At 69.9% G+C, this 13,127-nt stretch carries 10 protein-coding genes; 5 read left to right on the top strand and 5 right to left on the bottom strand.

The window, feature by feature from the left end; translation table 11 throughout:
• Window positions 1-128: 128 nt before the first annotated feature.
• The 4 genes from AB0I98_RS43255 to AB0I98_RS43270 form a co-directional block, all read right to left on the bottom strand.
• The gene (locus AB0I98_RS43255; protein WP_362951536.1) at window positions 129-797 is read right to left on the bottom strand and encodes an AAA family ATPase; all 669 of its coding nucleotides are present in this window, start codon (window positions 795-797) and stop codon (window positions 129-131) included.
• A 34-nt stretch (window positions 798-831) separates the two neighbouring features.
• Complete coding sequence (locus tag AB0I98_RS43260) at window positions 832-1,653, bottom strand: ABC transporter permease (protein WP_362951538.1); 822 nt, start codon at window positions 1,651-1,653, stop codon at window positions 832-834.
• Between the two features lie 79 nt (window positions 1,654-1,732).
• Window positions 1,733-2,704 (bottom strand): ABC transporter ATP-binding protein, encoded by a 972-nt coding sequence (locus AB0I98_RS43265; protein WP_362951539.1) that lies wholly within the window; start codon window positions 2,702-2,704, stop codon window positions 1,733-1,735.
• Between the two features lie 107 nt (window positions 2,705-2,811).
• Window positions 2,812-4,035 (bottom strand): NYN domain-containing protein, encoded by a 1,224-nt coding sequence (locus AB0I98_RS43270; protein WP_362951540.1) that lies wholly within the window; start codon window positions 4,033-4,035, stop codon window positions 2,812-2,814.
• Between the two features lie 225 nt (window positions 4,036-4,260).
• On the opposite strand from AB0I98_RS43270, the gene AB0I98_RS43275 reads away from it, so the two are divergent.
• Window positions 4,261-4,425, top strand: a complete 165-nt coding sequence (locus tag AB0I98_RS43275) for a hypothetical protein (protein WP_362951541.1) — start codon at window positions 4,261-4,263, stop codon at window positions 4,423-4,425.
• Window positions 4,426-4,508: 83 nt separating this feature from the next.
• Here the strand turns inward: AB0I98_RS43275 and dnaE are convergent, their stop codons facing one another.
• Window positions 4,509-8,048 carry a DNA polymerase III subunit alpha gene (dnaE, locus tag AB0I98_RS43280; protein ID WP_362951542.1) on the bottom strand — a complete coding sequence of 1,180 codons (3,540 nt, stop codon included), beginning with the start codon at window positions 8,046-8,048 and terminating at the stop codon, window positions 4,509-4,511.
• A 215-nt stretch (window positions 8,049-8,263) separates the two neighbouring features.
• Between dnaE and AB0I98_RS43285 the strand changes: the two genes are divergently transcribed.
• The 4 genes from AB0I98_RS43285 to AB0I98_RS43300 all read left to right on the top strand — a co-directional run bounded on the left by AB0I98_RS43285 (window position 8,264) and on the right by AB0I98_RS43300 (window position 13,071).
• Window positions 8,264-9,598 carry a DUF2252 domain-containing protein gene (locus AB0I98_RS43285; RefSeq protein ID WP_362951543.1) on the top strand — a complete coding sequence of 445 codons (1,335 nt, stop codon included), beginning with the start codon at window positions 8,264-8,266 and terminating at the stop codon, window positions 9,596-9,598.
• A gap of 68 nt (window positions 9,599-9,666) precedes the next feature.
• Window positions 9,667-10,359 (top strand): hypothetical protein, encoded by a 693-nt coding sequence (locus tag AB0I98_RS43290; protein WP_362951545.1) that lies wholly within the window; start codon window positions 9,667-9,669, stop codon window positions 10,357-10,359.
• 115 nt (window positions 10,360-10,474) lie between these two features.
• On the top strand, window positions 10,475-11,314 hold the full coding sequence (locus AB0I98_RS43295; protein WP_362951547.1) for a thioredoxin domain-containing protein: 840 nt from the start codon (window positions 10,475-10,477) through the stop codon (window positions 11,312-11,314).
• Window positions 11,315-11,409: 95 nt separating this feature from the next.
• Complete coding sequence (locus AB0I98_RS43300; RefSeq protein WP_362951549.1) at window positions 11,410-13,071, top strand: alkaline phosphatase D family protein; 1,662 nt, start codon at window positions 11,410-11,412, stop codon at window positions 13,069-13,071.
• Window positions 13,072-13,127 lie beyond the last annotated feature (56 nt).

The raw sequence follows: 13,127 nt of genomic DNA on the forward strand, positions 1-13,127 counted from the left end.
CCGTCCGGCGTTTGAGGACGAGGCCGTTCAGGCCGAAGCGGGGGTCTGGGGGCGCAGCCCCCAGGGATGGGACGGGTAGGGGCGGCGGGGGCGAATCACCCCCGCCGCAACCACTGCGGACCTGCCCCCTACGCAGGCGGCGCCCCATAGGTCTGCTGGTGCGGCTCCGGATCCCGGGGCCCGAACAACGCCGTCAGCCCCAGGTGCACCACCAGCCCGGCCAGCGGCCACGCCAGCAGCGCGCCCTTCGCGCCCAGCTTCAGCGGCGCGGAGAACGTGACTCCCTTGCCCACGTCCTTGGCGTGCGCGATGACGTCCTCGGGAGGCCCGAGCCAGATCCCCACCCTCCACGCCAGCAGCGCCCCGAGCAGCCCTCCGACGGCCAGCCCCACCACCAGCGGCACCCCGCCACGCCGCCGCACGAGGAACACGACGAAGGCGCTGACGACGCCGAAGGCGACGGCCAGCAGAGTGAACGTGCCGTCCACCCCCACCGCCTGCTCCCCCTCGGTGTCCTTGAGGTAGACGACCCAGTTCTTGTCGACAACGTCCCCCACCAGCGGCACCCGCGGCGCCAGCCAGGCCCACACCACGCCCAGCAGCAGTCCGCCGAGCGCCACCACGACCGCGATCACCGCGGCTTCCCGCACTTCGGTCTTCATCCCGGGCCCGTCCTGTCCGTACCCGACATCATGCGTCGCGGGGACCCCGTACGCCTGCCCGGCAGGCGACGGCGGCCACCCGCCGTGGGACGGCTGTTCATGCGGCGGCGGAGGAGGAGTCAGCGGTGCGGTCACCCTGCCATCGTGCCAGGCCCGCCTGTGCGGCGTGTCACCGGACGGCAGCCCGGCGATACGCCCAGGTCGCGACGGCCAGCGACACCACGCCCACGACCCCGCAGACGGCGAGGTCACCGAGCACGAACGCCCAGTCCGGGCTCGGCCCGAACGTACGCGCGAAGGCCTCCACGCCGTAGGTCGACGGCAGCAGATCCCGCAGGAACCGCACCCCTTCCGGCATCCGCTCGGCCGGCAGCACGCCCAGCAGCAGCGCCGCCGACATGCCCAACTGGCCGAGCAGCGTGGCCAGTTCGGGCCGCGGCGCGAGCAACCCGAGGGCCGCCCCGAGCCCGGCGAGCGCGGCACCGGCGAGCGGGATCACCGCCGCCAGCACCCACAGATGCGCCAGCGGCAGCCCGAACAGCGCGCACCCGAACACCGCCGTCACGACGGTCCCCGGCACGGTGAACGACGCATACGCGCCCGCCGCCCCCAGCACCACCGCCGCCGGCGGCACCGGCAGCGTCGCGTAGTGGTCGAGCCCGCCGCTGGCCCGCAGCTGCCCGAAGTACTGGGCGAGCAGGTTCAGCGCGACGAAGGCCACGACGAGCACCGACGACCCGGCCACCACGGCCCGCGCCTCGCCGCCACCGTCCACGACCCCGCGCATCAGGACCATGATCCCGATCGACTGGAAGGTCGCCACGAACAGCAGCGGTATCCGCGCGACCCGCGCCCGGGACAGCTGCGCCCGGTACACGGCGGCGAGGGACGGCCACAGCCGCGCCCGCGGCCCGAGGACGGCCGCACCGTCGGCGGCCTCCTCCACGCCCAGGGCCCCGCCCGGCAGGACATCGGCGGATACGACACTCACGTCGAAGTGCTCCCCTTCGTACGGCCCACTGAGGCAGTCCCCCTGTCCCCTACGGATACGGATACGACGATCCGCGCGCTCATGCCTTCACCAGCCCCTGCGCATCGCCGCCCAGCGCCAGGTACACGTCCTCCAGGCTCGGCGTGGCGAGCGTGAAGTCGTCCAGGGCGGTGAACGCGGCCCCGCCGGTGACCGTGGCGACGGCCACCCGGGCCTCCTCGGGCGCGAGCCGCAGCGTCCAGCGGCGGCCCGACTCGACGGCCCGTTCCCGCAGCGCGGCTACCTCGGGCACCTCCAGGGGCGCCCGGTCCCGCCACACCAGCTCGACCCGGACCTCCCCGGCGACCTGCTCCTTGAGCCCGGCGGGGCTGTCGCAGGCGATCACGCGTCCCTGGTCGAGGACGGCGACCCGGTCGAGGACGGTCTCGGCCTCGATGACGTTGTGGGTGACCAGCAGCACGGTGGTGCCGCGTTCGGCCCGGCGCCGGTCGACGGCGGACCACACGGCCCGCCGCGCCACCGGGTCCATGCCGGTGGTCGGCTCGTCGAGGACCAGCAGCGACCGCTCCCCCACCAGCGCCGAAGCGAAACAGGCCAGCCGCCGCTGCCCGCCGGACAGCTTCCTGATCGGGCGCCCGGCGAGCGGCGTGAGGCCCAGCTCGTCGAGTACGTCGTCCCGCTCGGCCCGCGCCCGCTTCACCTCGAGTCCGCGCAGCCGTCCGGTGGTCTCGGCGGCGAGCGACACGGTGAGGTCGTCGAGGGCGGTGGACTCCTGGCCGAGGTAGGCGAGGATCCGCGCGGCCCGCTCCGGATGCCGCACGATGTCGTGCCCGAGGATCTCCACGCTGCCGCGATCCGGCCGCATCAGCCCGGTCAGCTGCCGTACGAGGGTGGTCTTCCCGGCGCCGTTCGGCCCGAGCAGCCCGAAGATCTCACCCCGCCGGATGTCCAGCCGTACATCGTCCGTGGCCCTGACCTCGGGCGTCGCCGGAACCCCGCGCCGACCCCGCACCGCGGGATAGGTCTTCGTCAGCCCGCGCACCGCGCACACGACATCCCGACCGTGTCGAAGTGCCTGTCCCGCGCGCATGCTCACAAGGGACGAGAGTACGGGGTCGGGAACCTCCGCTCCCCCTTGGGGGCGGCGTATGTGCCGTTTCACTCCCCCGCGGGAGCATGTTCCGCGGCCGTCCGCACATCGATCTCGCGCCAGAACCCGGCCCGGATCGCATACCGGTCGTGCTCGTCGATCTGGTCGTCCTTGTGGGCGAGGAGCCCGAACCGGGCGGCGTACCGCAGCAGTTCCCCGTCGATGCGGTGCGGAATCCGCGGATACATCCCCGACAGCTTCTGCAGATGGCCCTGGTCCCCGAGCCGCCCCATCCACCGGCGGGCGAACACCTGCCCCACCTCGTACGGATCCCCGCCGACCGTGGTGATGTCCTCCTCCCGGTCCGCCCACCGCTGCTCCGCCGAGGTCAGCTGCGCCAGCGTCGGCATGGAGGCGACCTCGGGCGGTTCGGCCGAGACACCGGGCCGGTCGACCCAGCCCTTGTCGGAGGACCATCGCAGCGTCGCGCTCGCGGGGTGCTTGTCGGCCTGGGTGCCGCCGGGGGCGCGCAGCGCGGCCAGGTCCTTGGGGGTGGGCACGCCGCCCTTGGGCGCGGGCACCCGCTCCTGCGTGCCGTTCTCGGAGGCGGTGGCCGCGGGCGGGTGCTCCCGCTCCTCAGCGGCCCGCTCGGCCGAGGAGAGCGCGGACTCCGGCAGCGGCGCGGAGAGGATCGCGGCGATCTCGGGCCGCGGCACCGGCGGCGGCGCACAGATCCCGCCGAGGTCCTTGGCCCGTACGGCCTTGGTGATCCACGTACGGTCGAGCACGCGCCGCTCGTCCGCCTCGGCGACCAGATCCTCGGACTGGTTGTAGTCGCCGTCCGCTGCCTGCACGGCCCACAGGTGTACGGCGACCCCGTGCTCCTTGGCGGCCATCATGCCCGGCAGCAGATCGCCGTCGCCGGTGACCAGGACGATGTCGGAGCAGGCGCGGTTGCGGGCCAGTTCGGTCAGCTCCGCGTGCATCGCGGCGTCGACGCCCTTCTGGGCCCAGCGTCCGTCGCTGCGGGTCAGGGCGCCGAGCCGGACGGTGACCCGGGGCATCACGCGCAGCCTGCGGTGCTCGGGCTGCGGGACGCGGTCGGGGGCGCCGTCGAACCAGTAGATACGCAGCAGCGGCCGTTCGGTGTCCGACTCGGCGCGTTCACGCAGGCCATGGATGAGGGCGGTGTGGTCGACGGTGATGCGGGAGCGTGAGGGCTCTCCGGCGAGAAGAGAGGCGGCGGCCCCCAGCAGATACCCGGCGTCCACCAGGACGATGCAGCGGTCCACGCGATCCACCCTCTTTCCGGGAGGTTTGCTTCGGGCTTCCTTCGAGTCTGCCCGACCACGCGAGGGTTAACGGGCGGAACTCGATCTTCGGCGTGGCGTTTCGGGGCATCGCCTGCCCGACAAGCGCTGTCACACACGGTAATTATCCGAAATGCGTTCCTTGCCAGCCTATGTGAGTCTGGTCGCGGCCCTGGCCCCTAGATCCCCCACAGGAGGCAGATCACCATGGCCAAGAACAAGAAACAGGACCGGAAGCAGCCGCAGTCCGAGCGCGGGGAGCAGCAGGCCCAGCAGTCCTCGATGGAGGCGCAGGCCGAGCAGCGCATCTCCCACGTGACTCCCAGCGACATCGCGCGCAAGGGCAAGCAGAAGCGCTTCGGTCACAACTGACATCTTCATAACGGGCTGTTGCGGCCCAGGCACACGACGAGGGGCGCACCCGGCACGGTGCGCCCCTCTCGCGATACCGCGACTCAGCCGGCCAGACAGGACGGCCCGAGCAGCACCTTGAGGTCGCCGAAGAGCGCGGGATCCGGCTTCACCCGGTGCCGGTCCAGCCGCAGTACGGTCGTCTTCCGCGGCCCCTGGAGTTTGATCCGCACCTCGCTCTCGCCCTTGTGATGGCTGAGGATCTCCCCGAGGCGGCTGACCATGGGCGGGGTGACCCGGGTGGCGGGGATGGTGAGGATCACGGGGGCGTTGGTGCCCGCGTTCGACAGGTCGGGGACCTGGAGTTCCATCGCGACGAGCCGCGGCACGTCCTCGCGCTTGTCGAGCCGGCCCTTGACGAACACCACGGCGTCCTCGACGAGTTGAGTGGACACCAGCTGGTACGTCGCCGGGAAGAACATGCACTCGATGGAACCGGCGAGGTCCTCGACCGTGGCGATCGCCCAGGCGTTGCCCTGCTTGGTCATCTTGCGCTGGAGGCCCGAGATGATGCCGCCGATGGTGACGACCGCGCCGTCCGCGTGCTCACCTCCGGTGAGCTGGGCGATGCCCGCGTCGGCCTTGTCGGACAGCACATGCTCCAGGCCGAAGAGCGGGTGGTCGGAGACGTACAGACCGAGCATCTCCCGCTCCTGGGCGAGCAGATACGTCTTGTCCCACTCCTCGGTGGTGAACTCCACGTCGAGTCCGAAGCCGGGCTCGCTGGTGTCCTCCTCGCCCATCCCGCCGAAGAGGTCGAACTGCCCCTCGGCCTCCTTGCGCTTGACCGCCACCACGTTGTCGATCATCGGCTCGAAGTGTGCGGTGAGGCCCTTGCGGGTGTGCCCCAGGGAGTCGAACGCCCCCGCCTTGATCAGCGATTCAGTGGTGCGCTTGTTGCAGGCCGCGGCCTCGACCTTGTCGAGGTAGTCGGGGAAGGAGGCGTACTTCCCCTTCGCGTTGCGGGACCGGATGATCGAGTCGACCACGTTCGTGCCGACGTTGCGCACGGCCTCCAGGCCGAAGAGGATCACGTCGTCGCCCTGGGCGGCGAAGTTGTGCAGCGACTCGTTGACGTTCGGCGGGAGCACCTTGATGCCCATGCGGCGGCACTCGTTGAGGTAGACGGCCGACTTGTCCTTGTCGTCCTTGACCGAGGTGAGCAGCGCGGCCATGTACTCGGCGGGGTGGTTCGCCTTGAGGTACGCGGTCCAGTACGAGACAAGTCCGTACGCCGCCGAGTGCGCCTTGTTGAACGCGTAGCCGGCGAACGGGACCAGCACGTCCCACAGGGCCTGGATCGCCTCGTCGCTGTAGCCGTTCTTGCGGGCGCCGGCCTGGAAGATGGTGAAGTTCTTCGCCAGTTCGTCGGGCTTCTTCTTGCCCATCACGCGGCGGAGGATGTCGGCCTCGCCGAGCGAGTAGCCGGCGATGATCTGGGCGGCCTTCTGCACCTGCTCCTGGTAGACGATCAGGCCGTAGGTGACCGCCAGAACCTCCTGGAGGGGTTCCTCCAGTTCCTTGTGGATCGGGGTGATCTCCTGGAGGCCGTTCTTGCGCAGGGCGTAGTTGGTGTGCGAGTCCATGCCCATCGGGCCGGGACGGTAGAGCGCGGAGACGGCGGAGATGTCTTCGAAGTTGTCGGGCTTCATCAGGCGCAGCAGCGAGCGCATGGGGCCGCCGTCGAACTGGAAGACGCCGAGGGTCTCGCCGCGCTGGAGGAGTTCGAAGGTCGTCGGATCGTCGAGCGGAAGAGCCAGCAGGTCGAGGTCGATGCCCTTGTTGGACTTCACCATCTTGACGGCGTCGTCCATGATCGTCAGGTTGCGCAGGCCGAGGAAGTCCATCTTCAGCAGGCCGAGCGACTCGCACTGCGGGTAGTCCCACTGCGTGATGGTGACGCCGTCGGTGTGCCGCACCCAGACCGGGGCGTGGTCGACGATGGGTTCGCTGGACATGATGACGCCGGCGGCGTGCACACCCATCTGCCGGACCAGGCCCTCGACGCCCTTGGCGGTGTCGATGACCTTCTTCACGTCCGGCTCGTTCTCGTACATCGCGCGGATCTCGCCGGCCTCGCTGTAGCGCGGGTGCGAGGGGTCGGTGATGCCGTTGAGGTCGATGCCCTTGCCGAGGACGTCGGCGGGCATCGCCTTGGTGAGCCGGTCGCCCATCGCGTACGGGTAGCCCAGCACGCGCGCGGAGTCCTTGATGGCGTTCTTGGCCTTGATCTTGCCGTACGTGCCGATCATGGCGACCTTGTCGGCGCCGTATTTCTCCGTCACGTACCTGATCACCTCGACGCGCCTGCGCTCGTCGAAGTCGATGTCGACGTCGGGCATGGAGACGCGCTCGGGGTTGAGGAACCGCTCGAAGATCAGGCCGTGCGGGATCGGGTCGAGGTCGGTGATGCCCATGGCGTACGCGACGATCGAGCCGGCCGCGGAGCCACGGCCCGGACCGACCGCGATGCCCTGGTTCTTGGCCCACATGATGAAGTCGGCGACGACGAGGAAGTAGCCCGGGAACCCCATCTGGATGATGACGTCCATCTCGTACTCGGCCTGCTTCTGCCGGTCCTCGGGGACGCCGCCGGGAAAACGGCGCTCCATGCCGCGGCGGACCTCCTCCTTGAACCAGGTGACCTCGGTGAAGCCCTCGGGGATGTCGAATTTCGGCATGAGGTTCTTGGCCTCGAACATGCCGGTGGTGTCGATCTGTTCGGCCACGAGGAGGGTGTTGGCGCAGCCCTGCTGCCAGGCGTCCGAGGAGTCGATGGCGTACATCTCGTCCGTGGACTTCAGGTAGTAGCCGGTGCCGTCGAACCTGAAGCGGTCCGGGTCGGAGAGGTTCTTGCCGGTCTGGATGCACAGGAGCGCGTCGTGCGCTGTCGACTCGTGCGCGTACGTGTAGTGCGAGTCGTTGGTGACGAGGGGCGGGATGCCCAGCTCCTTGCCGATCTTCAGGAGGTCGTCGCGGACCCGGCGCTCGATCTCGATGCCGTGGTCCATCAGCTCCAGGAAGTACCGGTCCTTGCCGAAGATGTCCTGGTACTCGCCCGCCGCCTTGCGCGCTTCCTCGTACTGGCCGAGGCGAAGGCGGGTCTGCAGTTCGCCGGACGGGCAGCCGGTGGAGGCGATGAGCCCCTCCGACCACTGGGAGATCGTCTCCTTGTCCATGCGCGGCCACTTCTGCAGCCAGCCCTCGGCGTACGCGTCCGAGGAGAGCTTGAAGAGGTTGTGCAGGCCCGTCGCGTTGGCCGCCCAGATCGTCTTGTGGGTGTAACCACCGGAACCGGAGACGTCGTCGCGCTTCTGGTGCGGCTGGCCCCACTGGATCTTGCGCTTGTTGCGCCGGGACTCGGGGGCGACATAGGCCTCGATCCCGATGATGGGGGTGACTCCGGCCTTCTTCGCCGAATGGAAGAAGTCGTACGCCCCGTGCAGGTTGCCGTGGTCGGACATCGCGATATGGGTCATGCCCATCTCGTTGCACGCGTCGAACATGTCCTTGAGCCGCGCGGCACCGTCCAGCAGCGAGTACTGGGTGTGGACGTGCAGGTGCGTGAACGGCGGCTTTGACACGGCTGCGGCCTCCAAGGAAAACGTACGTCGACGGATGTCCGACCGGCTGCGGACAGTCTGGGGGACAGCGACGAAGTCTATGCCTCGGGACTGACACTCGGCGGGCACTCCCACGTACCTTCGTGCGTTGGAAGGGGACGGACGGGCCCGTCCATTCGGACGTCACATCCGCCCCACCTGTCACGCACCACCCTCGCACCAGGAGGCACCAGGCAATGTCGGTCCCGCAGCTCAGCGCCGAGCAACGCGGCGAGGAGATCCTCACCGTCTTCGACACCGCCTTCGGCGAGCTCCTGGCCGCCGACCCGGCCGCGTTCCGCGTGAAGTTCCGCAAGATGGCGGCCTCGGCGTTCGCGTTCTACCGGGGCACGGCGTGCCTCTTCTATCACGACCAGGACGCGGAGAAGCGCGGCGGACCGTACCTGGACGAGCGCACCTCGCGGGTGTGGATCCACGGCGACCTGCACGCCGAGAACTTCGGCACGTACATGGACTCGAACGGCCGGCTGGTCTTCAACGTCAACGACTTCGACGAGGCGTACGTCGGACCCTTCACCTGGGACCTCAAGCGCTTCTCGGCTTCCATCGCGCTGATCGGGTACGCGAAGGCACTCAGTGACGAGCAGATCACCGAGCTGGTGCAGGTGTACGCGGGCGCTTACCGCGAGCGGATCCACGCCCTGGCGACCGGCGCCAAGCGCGACGAGGTGCCACCTTTCACGCTGGACACCGCCCAGGGCGCACTGCTGGACGCGCTGCGTGACGCCCGCTCACTGACCCGTTTCGGGCTGCTGGAGTCGATGACCGAGATCCGCGACTTCGAGCGCCGCTTCGCGCCGGGCGGCGGTTCCATCGAACTGGACGCGGCCACCCGCTACAAGGTGCTCGCGGCCTTCGACGGCTACCTGGAGACACTGCCCGAGGCCTCGCTCTCCCGCCCGGACTCCTACCGTGTCAAGGATGTCGTCGGCCGCCGCGGCATCGGCATCGGCTCGGCCGGGCTGCCCTCGTACAACATCCTCCTGGAGGGCCACACAGACGCCCTGGAGAACGATGTCGTCATCTACATCAAGCAGGCCCAGACCCCGGCGGCCTCCCGCCACATCACCGACCCCGCGATCCGCGACTACTTCCAGCACGAGGGCCACCGCACGGTGATCTCCCAGCGCGCCCTCCAGGCGCATGCCGACCCGTGGCTGGGCTGGACCGAGCTGGACGGCTCCGGTCAGCTGGTCGCCGAGGTCTCGCCGTACGCCGTGGACCTGGACTGGGGCGACATCGACGAGCCGGAGGAGATCGCGGCGGTCGTAGCCGACCTCGGCCGGGCGACGGCGACGATGCACGCGGCGGCGGACGACACCTCCGGTGAGTCCCTGGTGCCGTTCTCCACGGAGCGGGCCATCGACGCGGCGATCGCAGGGGACTCCGACGACGGCGCCGGCTTCGCGGACCTGCTGGTCGACTTCGCGCACAGCTACGGCGCACGCGCGCGTGCCGACCATCAGATCTTCCTGGACCTGTTCCGCAACGGCCGGATTCCGGGTCTGTGACGGAAGGGCCACTCACAGGAACCCTTTAGGGGTCCCTTACCGGCTCACGTGACAGACTCTCCTCCGCTATGGACATATCCGGGACCCAGCTCAGAGCAGCACGCGCGGCGCTGTTCACGGCACTCGTCGTGACGCTCAGCGCCGCGTCGCACGTGCTGCTGTCCCGGGTCCCGCTGCCGCTGAACACGGTGGCCGCGGTCGCCGCCGCCGTGTTCGTCATCGCCTACGCGCTGGCCGGCCGTGAGCGCGGGTTCGGGCGGATCGCCGCCCTGCTGATCCCGCTGGAGCTGGCCGCCGACACCGTCTTCACCACCGGCCAGCACGTCTGTTACGGCGCCGCGGGCGGCCCGGTCGCGGGCCCCCTGCGCTCCGTCGGCTTCGACGTCCTGTGCGGCGACGGCACCGGCGTCGGCACCCCGCTGGCCCGGGTCACCGGAACGGACCCCGAGCGGGCCGCCGACCTGCTCGCCCACGCCGACCCGACGGCGGCCTGGCTGCTGCTGGGCGCACATGTCGGCATCGGACTCCTGGCCGCCGCCTATCTGCGCCGCGGCGAGCGGGCCCTGGCCCAGCTGCTGAGCGCGGTGGCGGCGACCACGTTCCGGCCGCTGCTGCTCGCGGCCGCCACGGTGACGGTACGCCCGGCCCCGTCGACCCGCCGCCTGCCGCGCTCCGCCCACCGCCCGGCCGCCATCCGCGACCGGATCCTCGTGCACTCCCTGGGACGCCGCGGACCGCCGTGCCCGGCCGCTTTCGCATAAGCCTTCATCAGGCTTCAAGCCTTCATCAGGCCTCACGCGAACAGCCACTGAGCACCAGCAGTCCCCCCATACGTATCCCGCGCACGACAGGTGCGCGTCCCCACTGGAGAACCCCATGAGCAAGCGGAACAGCCAGGCCGCGAAGACCGCCGCCCGCGAGCGGCTGCGCCAGGAGCGCGAGCGGCAGGCCAAGCGCGACAAGGTCAAGCGCCAGGTCATCGTGGCCGGTTCGATCGTCGGCGTCCTCGCGATAGCCGGCGGCATCAGCTACGCGGTGATGCAGGGCAACAAGCCCAGCCACTGGGAGGCCCTGAAGGACGACAAGGTCGTCGCCCCGGCCAACACCACGGGTACCGACGGCACCACCGTCGTGATCGGCAAGAGCAGCGCGAAGAAGACCCTCAAGGTGTACGAGGACCCGCGCTGCCCGGTCTGCGCCCAGTTCGAGCAGACGGTCGGCTCGACCGTGGAGAAGGACGTCGAGGACGGCAAGTACAAGATCCAGTTCGTGGGCGGTACCTTCCTCGACGGCGACTCCCTGGGCGACGGCAAGATCGGCACTCAGGGCGAGGGCTCCAAGAACGCGATGAGCGCCCTGGGTGCCGCGCTGAATGTGAGCCCGGAGGCGTTCCTCGACTACAAGAAGGCGCTCTACTCCGCGAAGTGGCACCCGGAGGAGAGCGACGACAAGTTCAAGAACGACGACTACCTGATCGAGATCGGCGACAGCGTCGACGCCCTGAAGAACAACACCAAGTTCCAGAACGCCGTGAAGAACGGCACGTACGACGAGTGGGCGCTGGCCATGTCGAAGACCTTCGACACCAACAAGGACAAGGTGTCCGGCACCCCGAGCTTCGTCATGAACGGCAAGATGCTCACCACGGCCGACGGCAACCCTCCTATGACGGTGGCCGACTTCACCTCGCTGGTGGACGGCGCCCTCAAGGCCTGACGTTCACGGGTCCCGGTCGACCCCCAGCCGAAGAGCGGGCGAACTTTTACGAGTTCGCCCGCTCTCGTTCATACCGATCAGTAACCTGATCGCTCGTGACCAGTCGATACAGAACTTCACAGAGCGCCAACCCGCTTGCACCGCGCCGCCGTACGGTCGTCAAGGCCGCGGCGGCCACTGCTGTCCTGGGCGGCCCGCTCGCCGCCGCGCTCCCCGCCCGCGCCGCCGACGAGGCGCCGGCGTTCCTGCACGGTGTCGCCTCCGGCGATCCGCTCCCCGACGGTGTCCTGCTGTGGACCCGGGTGACGCCCACCGCGGCGGCGGTGCCCGGCTCCGGGGTCGGCCCGGACACCGAGGTGAGCTGGACCGTCGCCACCGACAAGGCGTTCATGAACGTCGTCGCCAAGGGGTCGACCACCGCGACCGCCACCTCCGACCACACCGTCAAGGCGGACATCCGGGGCCTCGCGCCCGCGACCGACTACTGGTTCCGCTTCTCGGCGGGCGGCACGGACTCCCCGGTGGCGCGCACCCGCACCGCGCCGGCGGCGGACGCGGCCGTCCCCAACCTCCGCTTCGGCGTGGTCTCCTGCGCCAACTGGGAGGCCGGCTACTTCGCCTCGTACCGCCATCTCGCCGCCCGCGGCGACCTGGACGCGTGGCTGCACCTCGGCGACTACATCTACGAGTACGGCACCGGCGAGTACGGCACGCGCGGCACCGTCGTACGGCAGACCGCGCCCGCCCACGAGATCCTCACGCTCGCCGACTACCGCGCCCGGCACGGGAAGTACAAGACCGACGCCGACCTCCAGGCCCTGCACGCGGCGGCTCCGGTCGTCGCGATCTGGGACGACCACGAGATGGCCAACGACGCCTGGGCGGGCGGCGCCGAGAACCACACCGAGGGTGCCGAGGGCGCCTGGGCCGCCCGCCAAGCCGCCGCGAAGCAGGCGTACTTCGAGTGGATGCCGGTCCGTCCGGCGATCGCCGGCACCACCTACCGCCGGCTCCGCTTCGGCAAGCTCGTCGACCTCTCTCTGCTCGACCTGCGTTCCTTCCGCTCGCAGCAGGTCGCCGTGGGCAACGGCGAGGTCGACGACCCGGACCGCACCCTCACCGGCCGCGCCCAACTCGACTGGCTGAAGGCGGGTCTGAAGTCCTCCGACACCACCTGGCGGCTGGTCGGCAACTCGGTGATGATCTCGCCGTTCGCGATCGGCTCGCTCTCCGCGGACCTCCTCAAGCCCCTCGCCAAGCTGCTGGGCCTGCCGCAGGAGGGCCTCGCCCTCAACACCGACCAGTGGGACGGCTACACGGACGACCGCCGCGAAGTCCTCGCCCACCTGCGGTCCAACGCGATACGCAACACCGTCTTCCTCACCGGCGACATCCACATGGCATGGGCCAATGATGTGCCGGTGAACGCCGGGACCTACCCGCTGTCCCCCTCGGCCGCCACGGAGTTCGTGGTCACCTCGGTCACATCGGACAACCTGGACGACCTCGTCAAGGCCCCCGAGGGCACGATCTCCGCGATCGCCTCCCCGATCATCCGCGCCGCCAACCGCCACGTCCACTGGGTCGACACCGACCGCCACGGCTACGGCGTCCTGGACATCACCCCCGCCCGCGCGCAGATGGACTACTACGTCCTCTCCGACAAAACAAAGCAGAACGCGACCGCCGCCTGGTCCCGCTCCTACCGCACACGCAACGGCACGCAGAAGGTAGAGCGGACCTACGACCCGGTGTAACGGCCGCGCCCCGAAGGGGCGCGGGGAACTGCGCGACCAGCCGCGACGGTCCCGCA

The sequence above is a fragment of the Streptomyces sp. NPDC050211 genome, assembly GCF_040656035.1.
In the GTDB taxonomy this organism is placed as follows: domain Bacteria; phylum Actinomycetota; class Actinomycetes; order Streptomycetales; family Streptomycetaceae; genus Streptomyces.